General features: G+C 45.3%; 21 protein-coding genes. 4 read left to right on the top strand and 17 right to left on the bottom strand.

All coding sequences use genetic code 11. From position 1 onward, the window contains the following. From RH45_RS10490 to RH45_RS23545, 7 genes are all read right to left on the bottom strand, one after another. Positions 1–1436 (bottom strand): L,D-transpeptidase family protein (locus RH45_RS10490; RefSeq protein WP_039958501.1); only part of this gene is annotated, 1436 nt, incomplete at its 3' end. Positions 1437–1568: 132 nt separating this feature from the next. Beyond that, positions 1569–2657, bottom strand: coding sequence for a DUF1513 domain-containing protein (locus tag RH45_RS10485; protein ID WP_008076820.1), 1089 nt, complete (start codon positions 2655–2657; stop codon positions 1569–1571). Next, the gene (locus tag RH45_RS10480; protein WP_008076817.1) at positions 2638–3669 is read right to left on the bottom strand and encodes an imelysin family protein; all 1032 of its coding nucleotides are present in this window, start codon (positions 3667–3669) and stop codon (positions 2638–2640) included. The genes RH45_RS10485 and RH45_RS10480 overlap by 20 nt, the downstream gene beginning before the upstream one ends. A 9-nt stretch (positions 3670–3678) precedes the next feature. Beyond that, entirely contained in the window at positions 3679–5067 is a 1389-nt protein-coding gene (locus RH45_RS10475) for a di-heme oxidoreductase family protein (protein WP_008076816.1), read from the bottom strand. 127 nt (positions 5068–5194) lie between these two features. Beyond that, positions 5195–6457: an imelysin family protein gene (locus RH45_RS10470; protein WP_008076815.1), complete on the bottom strand. Its 1263-nt coding sequence runs from the start codon at positions 6455–6457 to the stop codon at positions 5195–5197. Between the two features lie 168 nt (positions 6458–6625). Continuing rightward, on the bottom strand, positions 6626–7264 hold the full coding sequence (locus tag RH45_RS10465; RefSeq protein WP_008076814.1) for a GTP cyclohydrolase II: 639 nt from the start codon (positions 7262–7264) through the stop codon (positions 6626–6628). A 173-nt stretch (positions 7265–7437) separates the two neighbouring features. Further along, positions 7438–7614: a hypothetical protein gene (locus RH45_RS23545; RefSeq protein WP_008076813.1), complete on the bottom strand. Its 177-nt coding sequence runs from the start codon at positions 7612–7614 to the stop codon at positions 7438–7440. A gap of 327 nt (positions 7615–7941) precedes the next feature. Between RH45_RS23545 and RH45_RS10455 the strand changes: the two genes are divergently transcribed. Beyond that, a complete protein-coding gene (locus RH45_RS10455) occupies positions 7942–8361 on the top strand; it encodes a BLUF domain-containing protein (RefSeq protein WP_008076812.1) in 420 nt (139 codons plus the stop codon). Positions 8362–8387: 26 nt separating this feature from the next. Here RH45_RS10455 and RH45_RS10450 read toward each other — a convergent pair whose 3' ends face one another. From RH45_RS10450 to RH45_RS10415, 8 genes are all read right to left on the bottom strand, one after another. Then, on the bottom strand, positions 8388–8861 hold the full coding sequence (locus RH45_RS10450) for a DUF2947 domain-containing protein (protein ID WP_008076811.1): 474 nt from the start codon (positions 8859–8861) through the stop codon (positions 8388–8390). A 25-nt stretch (positions 8862–8886) separates the two neighbouring features. Beyond that, positions 8887–9474 carry an HD domain-containing protein gene (locus tag RH45_RS10445; RefSeq protein WP_008076810.1) on the bottom strand — a complete coding sequence of 196 codons (588 nt, stop codon included), beginning with the start codon at positions 9472–9474 and terminating at the stop codon, positions 8887–8889. Beyond that, on the bottom strand, positions 9474–10052 hold the full coding sequence (rimJ, locus tag RH45_RS10440) for a ribosomal protein S5-alanine N-acetyltransferase (RefSeq protein WP_008076809.1): 579 nt from the start codon (positions 10050–10052) through the stop codon (positions 9474–9476). Before rimJ ends, RH45_RS10445 begins: the two co-directional genes overlap by 1 nt. Next, positions 10052–11596 (bottom strand): transcriptional regulator TyrR, encoded by a 1545-nt coding sequence (tyrR, locus tag RH45_RS10435; protein WP_008076807.1) that lies wholly within the window; start codon positions 11594–11596, stop codon positions 10052–10054. Before tyrR ends, rimJ begins: the two co-directional genes overlap by 1 nt. A gap of 100 nt (positions 11597–11696) precedes the next feature. Beyond that, complete coding sequence (locus RH45_RS10430; RefSeq protein WP_008076805.1) at positions 11697–12746, bottom strand: YcjF family protein; 1050 nt, start codon at positions 12744–12746, stop codon at positions 11697–11699. Then, positions 12743–14119, bottom strand: a complete 1377-nt coding sequence (locus RH45_RS10425; RefSeq protein ID WP_008076803.1) for a YcjX family GTP-binding protein — start codon at positions 14117–14119, stop codon at positions 12743–12745. The genes RH45_RS10430 and RH45_RS10425 overlap by 4 nt, the downstream gene beginning before the upstream one ends. 119 nt (positions 14120–14238) lie before the next feature. Next, the gene (locus tag RH45_RS10420; protein WP_008076802.1) at positions 14239–14424 is read right to left on the bottom strand and encodes a hypothetical protein; all 186 of its coding nucleotides are present in this window, start codon (positions 14422–14424) and stop codon (positions 14239–14241) included. 123 nt (positions 14425–14547) lie between these two features. Next, positions 14548–16065, bottom strand: a complete 1518-nt coding sequence (locus tag RH45_RS10415) for a fumarate hydratase (RefSeq protein WP_008076801.1) — start codon at positions 16063–16065, stop codon at positions 14548–14550. A 195-nt stretch (positions 16066–16260) separates the two neighbouring features. Here RH45_RS10415 and pabB point away from each other — a divergent pair, with 195 nt between their 5' ends. Continuing rightward, complete coding sequence (pabB, locus tag RH45_RS10410; RefSeq protein WP_008076800.1) at positions 16261–17628, top strand: aminodeoxychorismate synthase component 1; 1368 nt, start codon at positions 16261–16263, stop codon at positions 17626–17628. A 31-nt stretch (positions 17629–17659) separates the two neighbouring features. Here pabB and RH45_RS10405 read toward each other — a convergent pair whose 3' ends face one another. Continuing rightward, complete coding sequence (locus RH45_RS10405; RefSeq protein ID WP_008076799.1) at positions 17660–19360, bottom strand: ATP-binding protein; 1701 nt, start codon at positions 19358–19360, stop codon at positions 17660–17662. A 5-nt stretch (positions 19361–19365) separates the two neighbouring features. After that, entirely contained in the window at positions 19366–19908 is a 543-nt protein-coding gene (locus tag RH45_RS10400; protein ID WP_008076798.1) for a heme NO-binding domain-containing protein, read from the bottom strand. A gap of 87 nt (positions 19909–19995) precedes the next feature. On the opposite strand from RH45_RS10400, the gene RH45_RS10395 reads away from it, so the two are divergent. Both RH45_RS10395 and RH45_RS10390 read left to right on the top strand, forming a co-directional pair. Next, positions 19996–20604, top strand: a complete 609-nt coding sequence (locus RH45_RS10395; RefSeq protein WP_008076797.1) for a CoA pyrophosphatase — start codon at positions 19996–19998, stop codon at positions 20602–20604. Between the two features lie 290 nt (positions 20605–20894). After that, positions 20895–22148 carry an aromatic amino acid transport family protein gene (locus tag RH45_RS10390; protein WP_008076796.1) on the top strand — a complete coding sequence of 418 codons (1254 nt, stop codon included), beginning with the start codon at positions 20895–20897 and terminating at the stop codon, positions 22146–22148. Positions 22149–22162 lie beyond the last annotated feature (14 nt).

Genomic DNA, 22162 nt, shown 5'->3' with positions numbered 1-22162 from the left:
GGGATTTTCTTATTCGTCTTATCCTCTGAAACTTCCAGTTTCGTTTCTGCCAAACCCTGAACTTCTAACAGACGCGAGGCGAAAACATCTGCGTTCTCCACTCGAATACAACCTGAGCTGAACGCTCGTTTTGGCTGACTAAACAACCCTTTACTTGGTGTATCATGAAGATAAATGGCGCGGTTATTGGGCGTGTTGAACTTATATAAACCAAGTGCGTTGCGACTGCCTGACATCTGCGTCATGCGGTACGGAAAAGCTTTAGGGTTTAGCGATTCCCAATCAATTTCTAATGGGTCAATGCGTTCTTTTGAACCCCACTTCGGTAAGATCTCAATATGTTGCTTAGTAATATACTCTGGATCTTTTTGAATTTTAGGAATGATATCTTCTACCATTATGGTCCAAGGCACATTCCATGTCGGGTTGAGGATCAGCGTATCTAGGTTTGTCACCATCAACGGCGTCGGTCTGGCTTTTCGACCCACCACGACTTTAGATTCGAATACGGCCTTTCCGTCATGCCAATAAGTCATTTCATAACTGGGTACATTAACAACAATGATGGAGTCGTGCTCAGAAGGCCAGTAGCGGACACGTTCTGCATTCAATGCTAACGTTGAGAGACGGGATGATAGCGACAGATTAAGCCACTTCAATGTTTGCGGGCCAATAATCCCATCTGGATTAAGGCCATGAAGTTGTTGGAACTGCTTAATAGCAGGAACTAAGCTTTTATCGTAAAAGGCAGCAGTGCGGTCAACATCCGTCAAGTCAACATCAACCACTTCTAGACGAGCTAGCAGCACCGCTTTGTCTACCAGCTTATCTCCTGGACGGATAACGCCTCTTTCGGCAACGGGAGCAATTCTCTGTTTTTGAAACTTAACAATGTGCAAATACGTATCGATTAACTGCTGATACTCAGATGAATCGGGTGTATACGCTTCAATTAGCTCGGCCATTTGATGGTTTGTCACTGCGCGTTTGAGAGCGAAAACCGCACTCTCTAACGATGGAAGCAAAGGTTGTGAGAGATTTTGCTCAAAATACCATTCGCTACCGCTAACCTTAGCCCGCTCGGCGTAATTCAAATACAAGAGCAGCGTATCTGTTGCGAGCAGGTCATACTCAAACCAGCGGTTGCTTTTACGGTAAAACTGCAGGTAGCTTAGCTGACGAGAAAAAAGCGGGCTGAATCCAGCATGTTGGATGACTTCGAGTTGAAATTCTAGACTGCTCCCCTGTTGAAGATCAAACCAGATCATCTGTTCGCCATTTTCTCGGTAAATATCTTCCATGACAGACGGATACTGAAGCAAGCTGTTCAACTTGCTATCTTCACTCGTCCACCCTATTTGATGAAAATATTCAGAGGCAAAGGCTTGTAGAGGAAACAAGCACATTACCAACAACCAAGATCTTACCAACCGCATTACACTGCCCTTTTTTGAACTATAGGAGAAAGTATGGCAGACATCACATAGAATAGTGTGACTTGTTTTTAAGAATTCAATATAAACGTCGAATATTCAATCAGTTGAAATTCACCTTACAAATTGGAGCCTTTAAACGATAGCTGACCAGTGGTTATCCCATTGAACACCAGACTGAATACGAGTTTTATATTCTGGACGGTATTGAGTAATCACACCACCAGCGCCAGAACTAACACGGAAAAAACCTTCACGAGCCACGACACCAGAAGCATCCGGTAACGGCGCTAACTCCACCAACTCTTGCGTGGTTTTTGACCAAATACCGTAACAATTTCCACGTGGAGACGTTGCTAAGATCCACTCATCTGTTGCTGCAATACTGGCAATATAATGGTTAAACCTTGCCCACTGCTCTGGCTCAGCTTGCAGTGATATCACCTCCCCACCTTGAGTGTGCATTGCTAACAGTGGAGGGTACTCGTCCGGTTCACCCCTATACTGCTGGCCACATAACACCGTTTTATCACCGTCATGAGCTAAGTGACGAATACTCAGGTGCTGGTCACCTAACCCATATTGGCCAATCAGTTCACCGTTTCGGTCAAGGTAACTTAAGCTTGGCGTCATAGAGTCTAAGTTCAAAGGCTCACGGCCGTTGGTGTGAACTCCGCCAACACCAATAGCTAACGAGTCATCTGGCATCACTATCACTTCATGTGGCCCCAAGCCAAAGCCCGTAAACTCAGCAACTTTTTCATAGCCTGCTTTCACATCATAGACACCGATAATGCCTCGACTGCTTCCTCGCTCCCCTTCCGTTGCATACAACCACTGACCATCGTTGGAGTAAACTCCATGACCATAATAGTGTCGCTGTTTGGACGCGGGATATAACTTCACTACCTCTCCTGACAGGTAATCAAAGACCACAAAAAACGTACCCGGACGGCGAGCAAATGCCACCGCATGGTGAAGTGTCGAGTTGGTCGCAACACCATGGCCCCGGTCTGGTAATGGGATCTGGCGAATGGGATGACCATATTCGTCTGCCACCACGGCAGAAAACTTGTCACGCCCTTTGATTGAGCAGCCAATCAGAGCAGGAGTAGAGCTTGCCGATGTCGAAGCACAACCAAATGGCAGAATCGGAGAAGCAGCGCCAAACAGCGCTGCTTTTAGAAGTGTTCGACGGGTATTATTAGTCACCATCAGTTGCATTAAATCCTATAACAACACCAAGTTCTATTGCGACTTCTTCGTGAATTAGATACTTAAGTTGCTCTAATTTATTGTAATTTGAATAAGCTATTCGGTATCCATCTTTCGATTGCAACAAATCAAACAGGCTCTGATCTAGTGGCCATGTCTCAATCGTCATCACAAATTGTTGCGTAATACTATCGGCAAGTTGCTCCTTACCGCGTTCACGAAGGAGATTATCTAAGCCTTGCCCATTCGCTAGGTAGAGAGCTTGCATCGCTTCAACATTGGCTTTCAGGTTTTCCATCGACGTCTTTGAGCGCCAAGATTCAGCAAAGTATGGGCGAGGTTTACCAAAGTTTGCTAGAGGGCGACTCATTTTCTTCATGCCGTATTCTAGCTGATTAGATAACAGCGAAATGTACTCAGAAACCCAAGCTTTATCATCTAAAGCTTTCCAAGGGTTACTCTGCCAAGCGGTTGCGATTTTCTCGGCGTTATTAGTCAGGTTTTGGCTGATTGCACTCGCTGTTTGGCAAGTGCCCGCGGATTGACTTAAGGTTGAGGCATTATCGTATAACAACCATTCTATCGACCCTAGACCTTGTACCGTGACACTCTGCTCAGCAATTTGTTCTGCTGACCACTGCTTATCAGTCGCAATCAAGCTCGCCATTTTACGGCCAGTGGTATTCTTTTTATCAGGCCAAAATTGAACATTCCAACTCTGCGCTAGCGCTTGTTCAGGACCCCGCTCTTGGCCTTGCAGCGCCATCCAACTCACCATAGTTTGATGCCATTGCTGTTTCACTGAGGAAAGTTCGGTTTCTTGCGCGCAATAACCGACCAACTCACTATGTAGACGATCGGCCTGCTGGGCAAAGTTCTCAGCAGCGTCAAACTCAACTTGGTACACCGCCTGACTGGCGTGTGTGGTTTGTTCTGCACTGCGCGCATATTGGCTCGTTGATTGGCAACCAAATGTGGTAAGCAACAAGGTTGCCATTGTGGTCATCGTAATAGATTTCATGATTGATCCTTATAACGAGTTCAAGAAGGCAACAAGTGCATCACGTTCAGTTTTAGTAAATGTTAAGACCGTTTGCTTTGCTGGCTCCGCTTCACCACCATGCCACAGCACAGCTTCCAACAAGTTACGTGCACGACCATCGTGCAGGAAGTAGGTATGACCATTCACCTCTTCTGTGTAACCAATACCCCATAAAGGCGCGGTACGCCACTCGCGGCCGTTCGCCAAGTACTCTGGGCGGTTGTCAGCCAAACCTTCACCCATGTCATGCAAAAGCAAATCGGTGTATGGGTGTATCGTTTGATTGGACAATGCCGGCAGATCTTCTCGAGCCCCTGTTTTTACGTCGGTCTTATGACAACTGTCGCAGCCAGCTTTGGCAAACAAAGATTGACCAAGTTTTACCTGAGGGTCCTTTACATTACGACGAATTGGAACCGCTAAATGCTGCGAGTAGAACTCGACGAAATCCAGCACGTTGTCGCTAACTTCAGGTCTTCCGCCGTTTGGTAAGTCATCACATAAAGTTTGCTTTGATGTACAGTTTTCATTCGGGAATAGGTTGCTAGTTAAACCTACGTCACCATTAAAAGCGGCGGCATTCTGTTGCATCAGCGTAGGTTGACCCGCTTTCCAACCAAAGCGACCAATGGCGAAGTCGTTACTTTGCACATCCCAAACCATGTTGGTTTTTCCAGAAATACCATCGTTGTTTTTGTCGTGTTCATCGGCCCATGCGATCAACGTTTCATTCGGGATACTCTCTAGTAACCCTAAACCAATCATTGGCGGTGCAACGCGAGCAGAGAATTGCGTATCTGGATGCATCTCACCATAACCGAGTTCAGTGATCTTAAGGTGAGGCTGGCGTAGAGTTACTGTCGTGCCATCTTTAAAGGTGACCGGAACATCTGTGTAAGTGATATTGATCTGCCCTTCAGGCGTTTGATCTTGTAAAGCAAAGTCTTGCAGCTGACCACCGTATGTTGGTTCAGGAATAACCCCATCTTTGATAAACGCTTTTTTCTGTTCCGCAGTCATCGCCGGAATACTGAGACGAACCAACATCGACACTGCGTGCAGGTCATTTTTTTCAGGTGGATGACCACGACCATCTTTAATGTGGCAGTTTTGACAACCGTTGGTATTGAATAGAGGTCCGAGGCCATCGCGAGCATCAGTCGAAGCTGGCGCCTGCACCCAAGGATTACGGAAGAAACTGTTACCAACGCTAAAATCTAATCGCTTTGTCATTGGAAGATTGCCGGCAGGCATGGAATAGGCATTTGCGCCGTCTTTTTTAACAGAGGTACCACCACCAGACTTCACGTCGTATGCAGAAGCGGACGCACTGGCTAACAGCATTAATGCAACAGAGGACTTTTTAAACAACTTCATATCTTGGAGCTCTACGCTACACCTTACTCAACTGCGATGTTCAAATAAGAAATATTCTCAATAAATGTAAGGTTATAAAAACAACAAAAAGGGCTCATAGGGAGCCCTTGTTCTTAAACGAGTCGAATTAGAATTCGTGGTCAGCAGTGTCTGGGTTCAGACTGTTGATACCAACGATTTTCGCTGCGCGCTCGATTTGAGTCGTTTGCGCAACAAGAGACATGATCGTTTCGTTTACTAAGGCGTTACCTTTAGCATTACCAGAAGCAATTAGCTGATCGAAGAACTCACCTTCTTTCTCCGCTGATGTCACTAGTTGACCTACTTGAGCACGAGTTGTATCAAACTGCTTTTGGATTTCTTGTGCTGCTTGCTTATCTTTCTGCGCGACTAGATCGTTGATGCTTGGACCAGACACTAGAGTGCCATCTTGACGCTTGTACAAACCAGTGTATACGTTGTAGATGCCTTGCTCATTGTAGTAGTGCGAGTTATGCGTGTTATCAGAGAAACAATCGTGCTCATCTTCGGTAGAGTTCGCTTCTAAAGCGACTTTCATACGCTCACCAGCAAGCTCACCTAGAGATAGAGAGCCCATACCAAATAGCATTTTACGCAGACCATTTTCAGCAGAATCCGCTAGAAGCTCTGCACGGTAGTTACCTTTCTCGTCTGCAGACCACTGCTTTTCCATCCACTCTAGATCTTGAACAAGCAGTTCCGCTGTCGCTTTTAGGTACTCACCGCGACGGTCACAGTTGCCATTTGTACACTCTGCGCCTACGACAAAGTCCGTGTATGCACGTTGACCTGCACCAGCGCTAGTGCCATTGAGATCTTGTCCCCATAGAAGGAACTCAATTGCGTGATAGCCAGATGCAACGTTTGCTTCAGAGCCACCCACTTCGTTTAGATCAGCGATTGCTGCAGGTGTAAGTTCAGCAACGTCTAGCGTAGTCGCACCAATTTTAAGCTGTTTGTTCGCAACGATGTTAGCGCTTGCGCCTTCGTTGCCTAGCTCGTATTGGTAATCCGCTGAAACATAGTCGATTAGGCCTTCATCTAGTGGCCATGCATTAAGTTGACCTTCCCAATCATCAACGATCGCGTTACCAAAACGGAAAACTTCAGACTGTTGGTAAGGTACGCGAGATTCAAGCCAAGCTTGTTTCACTTCTTCAAACTTTGCAGCAGAAGGCGCAGCAAGGAAGGATTCGATGGTTTTCTCTAGCTGTTTCGCGGTAACTAGAGAATCTTCAAACACTGCATGAGCAACGTCTGCGTAGTGTTCAACAACCTGTTCTTGCGTCACTTTAGCCGCGAACGCAGAACTGCTTGCAAGCAGAAGAGAAGCAGCTACAGATTGCGCTAATAGAGTTTTTACATTCATTGAAAAGCATCCTTGTTGAGCTTAATAATCGTTTTTATTTATTAGTGTTAATTATTATCATTTACACTATCAGGCAGCAATCATACAAATTTACAATTTATTTGCAAGGCTTATACAAAAAAAGCCTCACAAAAGTGAGGCTTTTATCAACATTGATTTCAAAAGGCTTTACAGCTTCAAGTTATGCTTACCGTGCGATACTTTGGCCTGCAAGTAGCCTTCATTTCCATCTTTAACATGCGCAGAGGTATTGACAACGTTGTCGATTTCAATGCCATGTTCTTGCAGTTCACGGATCTTTTTCGGGTTGTTCGTGACGAGGTGAATTTTTTCAACACCGAGCGCTTTGAGCATTTGAGCAGCTTCAGTAAAGTCGCGCAAGTCATCACCAAAACCTAAGTGGTTATTTGCTTCGTAAGTGTTCATTCCCTGACTTTGCAGCTCGTATGCATCGATTTTATTGTAAAGCCCAATACCACGGCCTTCTTGGCGCAGATAAAGAATAATGCCACCTGATTCACCCATGCGGTTGATGGTTTCCTCAAGCTGCTCACCACAATCACAACGCGATGAATGGAAAACATCACCCGTTAAACACTCAGAGTGCATTCTCACCAGAGGTGACGCTTGGGTTTGATCCGCTTTCTTAAAAATAACCGCTACGTGCTCTTTGTCGGTTTTGAGACCTCTGAATGAAAGGATCTCAGCATCGATATCACTTTTCGATCCTACTTTAAAATCTACTCTGGCTCTTACTTCCGCCATATTCATGCTCACTTGAATCTTGCTTGTTTCCATTTCTATCATGGTAGAAATCTCTTCTCCGTCTAACTATGGGGACTCATACTTGAGAAATCAATGATTAGATCACTTTTGTTATAATGTAACAATCGGATGTTACATTATAACAATTCGAGATTGAAGCAATAAAAAACCCCAGTTTTGTACTGGGGTTATGGTTCAGAGTTACTCTTTTACTGCTAGTGGTTCTGTTTCTTCTTCCAAACAGATAGCTCTACCCATAATGATTCTAGCTCGAGCAGTTCTTCTTCAGTTAAAAGAGAAAGTGTGGGCTTAGTTTGCGGCAAAGAGTACGCCTGCAGATGGCTAATCTGGGCATAGAAGTCTTTTCTTAGTTGCGCTTTGTTCGATTCCACTAGATTTCCTGCTCTTAACTGATAATTTAGATAAATAGTAGCTCTAATTTCATAATGTCTAAAAAATGATACCAAATTACATTACTTGCGCAAAGGAAAGTGGAAAAAATGGGCATAAAGTCACAGTTTTTCTATGGGCTTACTCTTTACAATTCATATGGTTAAAAGATCTAATTTGATCTTATCCGCCGATCAATCGCTATTCTTGATCCATGGCTCTTATTGAGCTGTTGTTTGATTCATCGTTTAACCAATCCTGCTTTCTTCCTCGATCTATACCACTAGTAGCATATAATTAAAATACCATTCTTAATGTGAGGGAACAGGATGTTTCTAGTCCGATTAGTGTATGCAAGCACCATTAGCAAAGGGAATACAGAGTCTGACATCAGTCAAATTCTCGATACAGCTAAGCAGCACAACGCCTCTGTCGACGTCACAGGCGCACTGTTATTTAATCGAAATTACTTTCTTCAGTGTTTGGAAGGCTCTCGATTGAGAGTGAATGAAATCTACCACCGAATATTAAATGATCGTCGCCATCAAAACATTCTCCTGCTTGACTACCGAGAAGTCTCAGAGCGAGAGTTTGGTGATTGGAGTATGGGCTATATTCCAGAGGTAGCAATGACAACACCGATCAACATGAAATATTCAGTGAGTAAGCAGTTCGATCCTTACAGCATGTCGGGAGAAAGTGCGTACAAACTTTTACTCCATTTAAGTCAAGTCGTGAAAACGGTATAAAAAAAGCAGGCTCGCGCCTGCTTTGACTATTTTCGTTGCCCGAGTTTCACGCTGCCATTCGTGTCGAACCAAAGTGCTTCAGCTCGTCGACGGCCAATCAGAATCGGACCATCATCATAGAACAAGAAATTCTTCCAATGCTTCTTGAAAATAGACCATTTAGTTTCAATCACATTGTACTTTTCATAGCAAAAATACATCGTCACATCATCCTGCCAATCCAGAAACGATAAGATTTCTTGCGGCAGAGATTCATCTTCTGACTCCCAAGCCGCCATCCAATCTACGCTCTCTTTCCAGTTCTCTTGTCGCATTGGCCAATCACTCGAGCTAAGTCGATCCGCATCAGGGCTTTGCGCACTAATATTTTCTTTCCAAAGCTGAGAAGCGCGAGCTTGGTCCATTGGTTTAATGGCGACCAAATCCTGCTCAGGAACGGGCATAGATTGATGAGTGAAAATCCATTTTCTTTGGTATTGATCCAAAGTGAGATACGACATTTATAATCCTCGTTAAGCTAGCTAATTACGCTTTCAGCCAGCCTTTTTCCGTAGCTTCTTCTATCATTTGCTTTGCTTTTTCCCACAAAGCATCAGAGCCTAGTTCAATTTTTTTATTCACAGTCAAAGCTTGAGCGCGAGTGACGTTATGCTCCTGCCAGCTTTGACCTTGATTGTGGTAGTTGAGCAACATTGGAATGATACGATCCAAAGCTTTAGCAAATTTTGCATCTGCACTTTGCCCGCGTTCAAACTCTTGCCAAAGCGCCATTAAAGCACTCCCCTGCTCGTTAGGTAACATGCCAAACATACGCTGTGCTGCCGCGAGCTCTTTCTCTTCCTGTTGTGCAGACGCGACTGCATCGTAAACAAAAGTGTCACCCGCATCAATCTCGACAATATCATGCAAAAGTAACATCTTAGCCACGCGGGCAATCTCTACTGGCTCATTGGCATGCTCTTCCATAAGAATAGCCATCAGCGCGACATGCCAACTGTGCTCTGCGCTATTTTCTAATCTTCCTTGCGCACTTTTTACTCGCGTTCTACGCAGCACCGATTTTAATTGGTCAAGCTCCATCAGCAGAGACAACTGCTGCTCTAATCGACTCATCACGCTTCTCTCCAATCCGGGTTAACTAAAGCGGTAAGATTGTGATCTTCCCATTTACCGTTAATAAGAAGGTAATCTTTAGCAAAACCTTCACGGGCAAACCCTACACGCTGTAAGACAGCTTCACTGCGAAGGTTACGTGGCATATACCCCGCCATAATCCGGTGTATGTTTTGCACTGAGAACATGTAGTTGACGGCAAGCTTAAGCGCACGAGTCATTACCCCGCGTCCAACGGCATCATGGGCCAGTGAGTAGCCAACATTGCACGCATGGAAAGGAAAGCGCGAGATATTACTGAACGAAACTGTCCCGAGCATCTCACCGGTTTCACTATCGAGAATGATCAGATAATAACCGAGTCCCATCCGATGTAACTCATGCAATTTTATTAACCGTTGAGTCCAACCTGCGACAGTATAAAAGGCCTCCTCTCGCTTAGGCTCCCAAGGTTTAAGGTGCTCTCGATTGGCAAAAAAATAATCACATATCAATTGGCCATCAGTAGGTTCTGCGGTACGAACAATGATGTCATCATCGCACTCAAACACTTGCTGAGGTGTGCTCACTCGCTCCATTAGCCTTTCCTAATTCCATACTCTCGTAACTTGTTCGCAACAGAGGTGTGGGAAACATTCAAACGCTTGGCCAGTTTTCGGCTGGATGGGAAAGACTGATAAAGACGCTCCAACACTTGAGATTCATACTCTTTCATAATTTCATCTAAAGAGCCGTCAAGGTTTATCGTTGGTAAGTTGGCCGATGCGGACTCAAGTTGTGGAAGGTGGAACAAGTCTGCGTCTAACATATCTGATTCGAGCTCAGTCAACGCACGCAGTACCATGTTTTCGAGCTGACGCATGTTGCCTGGCCATTGATAACTGACCAACTGATCGATTAGGTTCTCGCTCAGTTGCGGCTTGTTAATACCTAGCTGCTTCACATACTTGGATACAAATAAGTCCAGTAAAGGGGCAATATCGTTCGAGCGTTCACGCAGCGGCGGAATGATCAAAGTGAGGACATTCAAACGATAGAAAAGATCTTCACGGAAACTGCCAGACTCTGCCAAATCAGCAAGGTGATGGCGGGTAGAGGCAATCACTCTCACATCAACGTGTATCTCATCCTCTTCACCCACTCGGCGGAAAGTACCATCCTGCAGAAGTCGCAACAGCTTGATCTGCAAGTGAGGACTCATTTCCCCGATTTCATCTAGGAATACAGTGCCACCATTCGCTTGTTCGAAAATGCCTTTATGCCCTTGCTCGTGATTAAAAGAACCCGGAGCATGACCAAATAGCTCAGTTTCCGCAACATCATCAGGCATTGAAGCACAGCTCAGAACCAAAAATGGGTTAGCTGAACGATTGGATCGATTGTGACAAGCGCGCGCTAGCATCTCTTTACCTGTACCTGTTTCCCCTTGTATAAGAAGTGGTTGGTCTAGCATTGAGAGCTTTTTAGCTTGGCTGATCAGAGCTTTATGTCGGTTAGAAACACCAACAAAATGTTCAAAACCCAGATTGTTGTGAAGAGGTAAGGTATCGTCGAAGATGTGTTTCTCTTGCGCTGATCGAATCATCATTACCGTACTTGCAAGAATAGACTCGCTCGCTTCGCCTTCGATGTAGACTGGCATAACTTCTAGCACATAATCTAATCCACCAAGTACGATGTTTTCGCGCTGGCGAGTATTACTGTTTTCACTCCACTTAGCAAAATTGAAGCTTGGCAACAGAGTAGAGACCGGATGACCGATGATCTCTTGTTGATCCTGATGAAACAAACTCATCGCCGCATGGTTAACCATATCAACATTGCCTTTAAGGTCGATCGCCAGTACTGGCTCGGGAAGGCTATTGAGCAGAGAAATCAGCTCAGTGTTGTGCCTCTCAATCGGCATGAACTGAATTTTTCGAACGTCTTTGACACCTGAAATGCGGCGTATCTCGGCCATGAGTTCGCTGAAGGTATCAAAATCGATGTCAGGGCAGTTAAGGTAAATAATGCCCGTAACATCAATTTCAATGCCACGTAGATCGATGCTCTTGGAAGCAAGAATATCGAGGAGTTCACGAGTCAGACCAAGTCTGTCTTCACAAAAAACTTCTAGACGCACAGATAAGTTCCTAACTAAGGTGTCACGAAAAGTTGACAGTAGTTTCCCCTAAGCCTAGATCCTCGTCAAGCAAAGCGGTAATACTTGCTTCACATTCGCACTATTTGATTGTTATCGCGGCGATTTTTTCTACGATTTGCTTTCTGATTGAGCCAAGTTTCACTCGGCGGTCTTGATGCCAAGGAATCGGGCGCAATAAAGACATCGCCTTTAGGCCTAGCCGCGCGGTTAATATTCCAACACCTAAACCTTGCCCTGCTCTCGTAGACACCTTGCCCGCGAGATCCATCGACATCAAATCCATACTGGCATCGACGGCAAGTTCACTAGCACCCGCTGCAGCCATATTCACCAAGGTCGCTTTAAACAATTTGAGTCGTGACCAGTATCCAAGCTCCACGCCGTAAACCTCGGCCAAGTTGTCGATCATCTTAAAGTTACGCCATGCCACTAGCAGCATGTCGGCAATCGCTAATGGGCTAATCGCTACCAAAGCCGCCGATTCCGTCGCATGTTGTGAAACAATTTTAGTCGCTTTTTTATCTTGCTCAGCAATGACCATCGCATCGTACATATCAAGGACTTCCGCATCACTGTGCGCTGGCTGAACGCTATTAGCCCAACGATCGTAACTAGGTGATTCCTTAACGATGCCACTTTGCTTGGCTATCGATTCACAAAACGCTTTGCCTTGGCCAATACTGTTGCTCGCGATTAACGCTTCACTTTGCTCTTGAATGCTAAAATGGCCGCGAAGTTTACGTAACTTCCACAACTCTTTGCCCATCGCACCAATGCCCAAACTGGCGATCGCGGCGATAAAGCCCGCCCAACCAAGTGCCAGCCAATCTGACGTTTGTAACGCAATAATTAGAGTGTCTACAGCTTGCCAGCCCACCAGAGCGGCAAATGAGGTTAGCAACCCTGTTACTAACCATTTAGAGCCCGTTTTTGGCCGAATCACCTGCTCAAGCTGCTGTTCGACTTGTTGCTCGCTGTCTGAAGCATCCACTTGCATTGGAACAAACTGATCTTGTTGAGTAAATTGCATTTGCGCAGTCAATTCATCGTGATCTTGCTGAGCTTCATCCGATAGGGCTTCTTTAAACACCTGTTTCTGTTTGAGATTCATTTCTGAGTTGTGGCTCATTTCAGCTTATCTCCAATCAAAAATTCCAACGCTTTGTCCATACGAATATGGGGTTGAGGCTCATCCAGCTTTGAACTTTGTGGCCTAAACGCCGTAAATTCAAACCCTTGCTGCTGCCAGTATTGTTGATTTGGCAGTTTTTTTGGTACTTCGCCCGGAAATACGGTCATCGGTTCACCAGCGAGCGTTGTTCCTTGAATCGCAGGAACAGCTTGTTCCCCTTTGCCGATAAACCCTGTCTGCGTGGCTTGGATTGATGCCATCGTCATGCAGCTCATTTCTATGTTTTCATAAGAAGCATTTTGCCAAGCTGGGTGCACCATCTGTTGTAACAAGGAGACCAAGTTTGGGTGTTGCTCTGGGGTAACGTGATCAGCCTTGGTCGCAGCAAACAGGACCTTATCGATTCGTGGGGCAAAGAGTCGCTTAAGCACATTACTTCGACCATAGCGGAAGCTGTGCATGATTTGCTCTAACGCATCTCGCATATCGTGAAACGATTCGTGCCCTGCATTTAGTGGTTGCAGGCAATCGACCAACACGATTTGTCGGTCAAACGTCGAGAAGTGATGCTTATAAAACGCCTTCACCACTTTTTGCTGATATTCTTCATAGCGTGCTTTTAACATCGCCAAGTTCGAACCCTTGACGACCTTTTGCTCGGCGTCGAATAGGCACGGGAAAAATTGCAATACAGGCGCTCCTTCGAGCTCACCGGGTAAGACAAAACGCCCCGGTTGAACCCAGTGGAGCCCCGCCTCTTTACAACGATACAAGTACTGCGTGTAAAGGTCAGAGATGTGACCAAGCTGTTTTTCATTCAGCTCAGCGTTTAAATCCAGCAGCTCGACCTCAGTTAACCACTCGCTGGCCAACTCTTCACGTATGCCCTTCATCGCCGCATACTGACTCTGCGACCATTGGTGGAAATCTAAGTCCAACAGGGGCAGATCGAGTAGCCATTCACCCGGATAATCAATGATATCGATGTGAAGTGTCGCAGTACTCTTAAACAGTTTTTTTGCCGTTTTGTTTGGTTTGTACTTAAGCGCTAAGCGAATTTCACTCACATCTCGAGTTGGCTCTGGCCACTGCGCGGGCTCACTATGCAAAGAGTGCATAGCGTCATCATAAGCAAAACGAGGAACCATCATATTGGATTGCGGCTCACGTTTAGCGCCAATTAAACGCTTATCTCGCGCTGCGGCAAGTAACGGCAAGTTGTCATGTGTTGAGGTATGAAGAAGCTGGTTGACCAGTGAACTGATAAACGCCGTTTTACCCGCTCGTGATAACCCGGTTACCGCGACTCGGACATGCGAATCGACACTGCGATTAATAAAGTCATTCACTTCTTGAGTAATTCTCTTCATTCACATTCTCTTAGTTGAAACTTCAACGTCATATTACTGATATCAATCTTAATCAAAGATGAACAAAAAAGCCCTCGATCAACATCAAGGGCTTTTTAACAATCAGAGACTTGGGGCGGTTAATCGTCTTCTATTAGCTTGTAAATAACAAACAGAGCGATCTCTAGCAAACCAAACAACACACACGTAATGGTGACGTATTTTTCATCAAAGATGCTGATACCGTGAAGGATAATATCGTAGCCGACGAACACACCGACTACCGCTGCAATGATCAGCTGTAAGATTTGAATAAAACGAGGCATTGTTGCTCCTGACGTATAAAATGAGATTTTTAGAGTATATAGACAAAAAGTGCAGGAATACCTGCACCTTTGTCAAATGTTTGCTAACTCAAGCGGTTGTTTTAATTAGTCTCACTACTAAGACTAAGATTCCATCTCTTGAATTTTCACTTTCCAAGTATCTGGGCCAATTTGGTGAGCATTGGCACCCTCAGAATCCACTGCCACGGTAACTGGCATATCTTCGACTTCAAACTCGTAGATGGCTTCCATACCTAGGTCTTCAAAAGCGACCACGCGAGCTTTTTTGATCGCTTTAGCAACCAGATAAGCCGCACCACCTACCGCCATTAAGTACACCGCTTTATGCTTTTTAATCGACTCAACCGTTGCAGGACCACGTTCCGCTTTACCGATCATGCCCATAATGCCGGTTTCTTCCAGCATCATGTCTGTGAACTTGTCCATGCGAGTTGACGTTGTTGGACCTGCTGGCCCGACGGCTTCATCACCCACCGCATCAACTGGGCCGACGTAATAGATAAATTTACCTTTGAAGTCGACGCCTTCTGGTAAACCTTCACCATTTTGCAGCATCGTTTGAATACGCTTATGCGCCGCATCACGGCCAGTCAGAATTTTGCCTGAAAGTAGAACCGTTTCACCAGTCTTCCACTGTTCAACGTCTTGCTGGGTCACTTCATCAAGGTTTACACGACGAGTGTTAGCCCCGGCTTCCCATGTGATATCTGGCCACTCTTCAAGCTTAGGTGGCGTCAGGTCTGCTGGGCCCGAACCATCAAGAGTAAAGTGGACGTGGCGTGTCGCTGCACAGTTTGGAATCAAACATACTGGCTTAGACGCAGCATGCGTTGGCGCGGTTTTGATTTTTACATCAACCACAGTCGTCAAGCCGCCAAGCCCCTGGGCTCCGATACCAAGCTTGTTAACGCGATTAAAGATATCAAGACGCAACTCTTCTTCTGCATTCTCAGGGCCACGCTCAATCAGCTCTTGAATGTCGATATGTTCCATCAAGGACTCTTTCGCTAGTACCGCCGCTTTTTCTGCAGTACCACCAATTCCGATACCAAGCATACCCGGCGGACACCAACCTGCGCCCATTGTTGGCAAGGTTTTCTCTACCCATTCAGCGATATCATCAGACGGGTTCAACATCACCATTTTGGTCTTGTTTTCACTACCGCCGCCCTTCGCTGCGATTTGAATTTCAACGGTGTTGCCCGGCACCATATTAATATGTACCACAGCTGGAGTGTTGTCTTTGGTATTAATTCGCTTGCCGGCAGGATCCATCAGTACCGAAGCACGTAATGGGTTATCTGGATTGTTGTACGCCTGACGAACGCCTTCATCAACCATTTGTTGTACCGTCATGTCCGTTGAGTCCCACTCAACGCCCATACCGATGTTAACAAAACAAGTAACGATACCCGTATCTTGACAAATTGGGCGATGTCCTTCAGCTGACATACGTGAGTTAATTAAGATTTGAGCAATGGCGTCTTTCGCCGCTTGGCTCTCTTCTTTGTGATAGGCTTTTTCCAGGGCTTGAACAAAGTCTAGAGGGTGGTAGTAAGAAATATACTGAAGTGCATCAGCGACACTGCTGATCACATCCTGCTTGCGAATTACCGTCATTGCATGCCTCTTTATAGTTATGCTTCCTTTACGAACCTTCTACTGAATCGCTTGCTTCCATGAGCAATTGTTCAAGGCTGACAACTCCTTTTTATTATTCAACGTCTTCAGTAGCGGCTTGGGTTGGCAATATGATACTCTTGCTTTCCCTCTGTTACCATGCAGTGAACGATCTCTTTGTCACAAATTAAACAAATGAATAACAACGCGCCAAATTGCTTAGAAATCAAGCCGATTATTTACCAAAAGGACCTAGCAAAAACCCTGTTTGAGCCAGTTCAGCACTTACCATGGGCTATGTTGTTAAGTTCTCCGTCTCGCACCCATTGTGATAGTCGCTTCGACATATTGGTTGTTAACCCTATCGTGACGCTGACCACATCTGGAGATTCAACATCAGTTTCCAACCCAGAACAGATATTTGAGTCATCAGCCGATCCATTCACTCTATTGCAACAGCAAACGGAGCAGTGGCTTCCATCCTGTCAGTATAGCGGCGAACTGCCTTTTGTTGGCGGGGCACTTGGCTACTTCTCCTATGATCTTGGTCGCCGAGTTGAGACGATACCTTGTATTGCTCAACACGATCTCGCCACGCCGGATATGGCGGTAGGATTGTATGCGACGGCTATCGTTGTAGACCACGAAAACGAACAGGCATTCGTGGTTGGCACTAACACCGAAGGCTACTATGCCTGGCTCACTGCACAGGCGAGCCAACCAAACCAAGCGTTCCGCTTACTGGGTGAGTGGCAGTCAAACATGACCCAAAAGAGCTACGCCGAGAAATTTGGTCAAGTGCAAGAATACCTTCTTTCAGGTGATTGTTATCAAATCAATCTAGCGCAGCGATTTTATGCTCCCTATCAAGGTAGTGAGTGGCAAGCTTATCAAAAACTTGAATCAGTAAACCAAGGACCTTTCTCTGCATTTGTTCGTACAGAGCAAGGCGCGATTTTGAGTGTTTCTCCAGAGCGTTTTCTGCAAGTGAAAGATGCTTTGATTGAAACAAAGCCCATCAAAGGAACACGACCTAGATTTAGCGATAAAGCAGAAGACCAAGCCGCCGCTAACGATTTGGCGACGGCAGAAAAAGATCAGGCGGAAAATCTGATGATCGTTGACCTACTGCGTAACGATGTGGGTCGAGTGGCTAAGCCTGGCAGTGTTCATGTGCCTAAGTTGTTTGATATTGAAAGCTTTCCGGCGGTTCACCACTTGGTAAGCACCATTCGCGCCGAACTGGATACGCAATTCACTGCGACCGACTTGCTAAGAGCCAGTTTCCCTGGAGGCTCCATTACTGGCGCGCCGAAAATCCGAGCAATGGAGATCATTGAAGAGCTGGAGCCACATCGACGCAGCGCCTACTGTGGCAGCATTGGATACATCAGTCGACACGGCAGAATGGATACCAGTATCACCATTCGTACCTTAGTGGCAGAACAAGGAAAACTGCATGTGTGGGCAGGTGGAGGCCTCGTTGCCGATAGCCAGTGTGAGGCCGAATATCAAGAAACGTTAGACAAGCTGAGCCGAATTTTGCCCGTTTTGGCGAGCTAATCAGTTGTTGATGAAATGATGCTTGCGAAGGCTAGGCGGTCCACTTTTCAAGCATCAGCTTCAAATCCTGCGCGGTATACGGTTTAGTTAGAATGTCGTCCATTCCACAAAGAATACACTTTTCACGCTCTTCGAGTGTTGTGCCTGCCGTCAGCGCAATAATTGGCAATGTATAGCGCTGTTCGCGCAGATACTCTGTTGCTTCGAAGCCATCCATCTCGGGCATTCTACAATCCATAAACACTAAATCGTAATCCGCTTCGGTTACCGCTTTTATCGCCTCAATGCCATTGGCAGCGATATCTGGCGTGATGGAAAACTTTTTCAACATCTGGTTGATAATGACCTGATTCATTCTGATGTCATCGACGACCAGGATATTGAGATTGTCTAACACTTTGTTTTTTGCTTCTTGAACGACTTGTTCCATATCTGCGTTGCTTGCCTTCGCCGTTGTTAAAGGTATTTTGACTCTAAATTCGCTGCCTACCCCTTTGCTGCTGACCACCGTCAACTCACCTTTCATCATTTCTACCAAGCGTTTACAAATCGCCAGCCCGAGCCCCGTTCCTTCGTAGTTCCGTTTGGCCGTTCTGTCTGCTTGTACAAACGGGTCGAACAGTTGTGCCATAGATTCTTGGTCGATTCCGATGCCAGTATCACGAACTCGAAACGAAACTTGCCCTTCTTGCCAATCCGTCTCAATGGAGACACTCCCTTGATGAGTAAACTTAATCGCATTGCCAACCAAGTTAACCAACACTTGGCTAATACGTTCTCTATCGCCGATAAACGCCTCTGGCATTGGATTCAGCTCAATAAGGTTAAAGCCAATACCTTTTTCATTGGCTCGCGGCTCAAATACACCGGTGAGCATATCTCGGATGTCGCGCCAATCGAAACGAGTGGGGATCAGCTCCATCATGCCGGCACTCATTTTACTGAAGTCTAAAATGTCATTAATAATGTGACGCAAAAGGCCACCTGAGTGAATAAGATTGTTAAGCAATACTGATTGTTCACCATCCAAACTGGTATCGGCCAAAAGCTCTGCACTGCCCAGCAGTCCATTGAGGGGCGTGCGCAGCTCATGGTTAATCATGGCGACGAACTCTTTGGTTGAGCGCTCTGACTCTTCAGCCCTCGCTCTGGCCTTTTGATTGCTGGTAACAATCAATTGTCGACTAATGGCGCTGCATAGGAGCTCAGCGACCAAAGTCATCTGACTGACAACAAAATCTCGATCGATATCTTCGCTAACTAAGGTAACGGATATCTCGCCAACCGTTTTGTAATCAACTTCCAATGGTAAACGCAATACATTGCCTTGCCACACTGAGTAAGGCTTCACGTGATCAATGCTTCGCTCGCATTCGACATCAAAATCCGTTGCCACAATAGTAGAGACAAAATTGGGCACTAAAAATAGACTAGCCTGACTCAGCGCGGACGAGGTACGAAGCCTCTCGAGTAAACTCGACACCAAACCATCATCTAAGGTACGGCTTAGAAATGCGCGTCCAAAATGGAGTAAGCTTTCATTGATTTGTTGCTCAAATTCGAGCTTGTTCAGGTCTTCACTGCTTTGCTTTTGCAGTTGACTTAATACAAGCTTCAACTGCTCATTGGCTTGATACAGTTCTAAGCTTTTCTTTTCTAATAGTTCTTCCGCCGCTTTTCGCGACGCTATTTCTCGAGCTAACTTGCGTTCAAGAGCAGACTCTTGGCTCATAATCCCTACTCTACTAAAGCTATTTTGAAACGAACGTCCTTGCCTAGATCGTCATGGTTTTTCATCTCTACCGCGATAGATTCGCCAAAATGAGCGGCACAGCCCTCTAGTAATCCCAAACAAACATGCGCCATGCATCGGGCACTTCGGTAATCAAATTCCATTGCTGTTTCTGTTTCAGAGATAAAATCAAACTTAGGTGGGTTGGCTTCCTGATAGAGCTTTTTTACTTCGATATGAATGTAGTCTTCAACTAGCCTGACAAATTGAAACGTTGTTTGGCAATTATCTAAACTAGAGGACTTTGGCAAAGTAGCGTGCAGGTTCTTGAAAACACTTTGACCAAATACACGTTGTAAGTCTTCGGCAGGAATGCCCGTTTTTTTACTTAATTGAACAATCAGTTGGACTAACTTTTTGTGGTCGTAACTACCAACCGTTGTGTAGACACCATCGTCTCCGGCCGCATCCAAAAGTTCGTTTAATGTTTCTAGCCCAAACTTGTCTTCGACAAGGTCCATGAATTCAGTAAAGATTATTCCTTTCATATTTTGAGCTATCCTTGCTATATGTATTGGTCTTTAATGAGCATGAGCCAAAAGAACAAGTTTTTCAAATTAAGACATGGAGTTATCGTGTTAACTGAGCTAAACAAACATCGATTAATTCAGAATTTTCAGCTAAACCAAACCGTGGACTATCACCATGAGGCTCTAAAGCGCGTCTCACATCTGCAAAATGACTCGTTGAGAAAAGCCTCGGTGTTGATCGGTTTTGTCGAACGACAGAATGGACTCAACATCATTTTCACCAAGCGCGCTAAACACCTTAAGCACCACCCTGGTCAGGTCAGTTTTCCTGGAGGAAAGTTCGAAGTAGAAGACGAAACGTTATCGAATACGGCGCTACGCGAAACATATGAAGAGATAGGCATAAGCAATCAGAAGATCTCGATTTTTGGCCAAATGCCAGAGTTGATTACGATCAGCCGATTCAGCGTGACACCGTTTTTAGCATTCATTGACAGTGGTTATCAAACACGTATTGACGCGAATGAAGTCGACGAAGTCTTCGAGGTGCCCGCCTCTGTTGTTCTTGACCGCAAGCAACTGAGAAGCCAACAGTTCCAAGTCGCGAACTACTCTCATCGCGTGTTTGGACTTTCTTATCAGAATCATTTTATCTGGGGAATGACGGCACAAATTATTCAAGCAATGCAGAAACACATTATGCATCAATATTAATAAATATTTATTTTGTTCAATATCTGTTCACATTAGTTTAATTACCTATCAATAAGGCAAACGGTTTCTTGCAACCAAGCGCTAACTTTTTTTGAGCAACATTAGAAAAAGTAATTCCAGGCATTAGCATAAATCACTAGTAGCACGGCATTTTCGTGACCAAAAACCCCTTTTTGACATATCATGTTATAACTCCAATCAATTCATGATTTAGATCTATTTTTTGTGCAAGATTTTTATGCAAAATTGCACCCGACTTATTTCCTGTTCCCAAAAATGAGTATCACAAAATGAATACTAATACTTCTGCGGTTTCTTCCGCACAATCTCCTAGTAAGTTTACTTACAAGGATTTCACCTGGTGTCTGTCACTTTTCGGTACTGCGGTAGGTGCTGGCGTACTTTTCCTTCCAATTAAAGCGGGTGCTGGCGGTTTTTGGCCATTAGTTATCCTTGCTCTAATCGCGGCACCAATGACTTGGTTCGCTCACAAATCTCTTGCACGTTTCGTACTTTCTGCGAAAAACCCTGATGCTGATATCACTGACACTGTTGAAGAACATTTTGGTAAGACTGGCGCAAACATCATCACTTTTGCTTACTTCTTCGCTATCTACCCAATCGTACTTATCTACGGTGTTGGTATCACAAACACGGTTGATTCTTTCCTAGTAAACCAAATGGGTATGGAGTCTATTCCACGTCCGCTACTTTCAGGCGCGCTAATCGCTGCAATGACTGCGGGCGTAGTGTTTGGTAAAGAGCTAATGCTGAAAGCGACATCTGCACTGGTATACCCACTGGTGTTCATCCTACTTGCGCTTTCTTTCTACTTAATCCCTGATTGGAACAGCTCAATGATGTCTGTTGCACCAGACTGGTCTTCAATGCCTTCTGTTGTTTGGTTAGCAATCCCAATCATCGTGTTCTCATTCAACCACAGCCCGGTAATCTCTCAGTTCTCTAAAGAGCAACGCCGCGTTCACGGTGACAACGCAGTTAAGAAAACTGACGCTATCACTGGTGGCGCAGCAATGATGCTAATGGGTTTCGTAATGTTCTTCGTATTCTCTGTAGTACTTTCACTGTCTCCAGAGCAGCTAGCAATGGCTAAAGAGCAAAACATCTCTGTTCTTTCTTACCTAGCGAACGTTCACGAATCTCCACTTATCTCTTACATGGGTCCGCTGGTAGCATTCGCAGCTATCACTTCTAGCTACTTCGGTCACTTCCTAGGTGCGCATGAAGGTCTAGTAGGTCTAATCAAGTCTCGCTCTGAAACGCCAGTAAGCAAGATTGAAAAAGCGTCGCTAATCTTCATCGTTGTAACAACTTGGATTGTCGCTATCGTTAACCCAAGCATCCTTGGCATGATTGAAACAATGGGTGCACCAATGATTGCCGCTATCCTGTTCCTAATGCCTGTATTCGCAATGCAGAAAGTTCCAGCAATGGCTAAGTACAAAACTTCTGCACCTGTACAGATTTTCACAGCAATCTGTGGTATTGCGGCAATTACTTCTGTAATCTACGGCGCTCTTTAATCTAGACCCTTTTA

The sequence above is a fragment of the Vibrio sinaloensis DSM 21326 genome, from assembly GCF_000189275.1.
GTDB classification, from domain to species: Bacteria; Pseudomonadota; Gammaproteobacteria; order Enterobacterales; family Vibrionaceae; genus Vibrio; species Vibrio sinaloensis.
The sequence above is the reverse complement of the archived record's forward strand: the minus strand, read 5'-3'. Positions and strand labels throughout refer to the sequence as shown.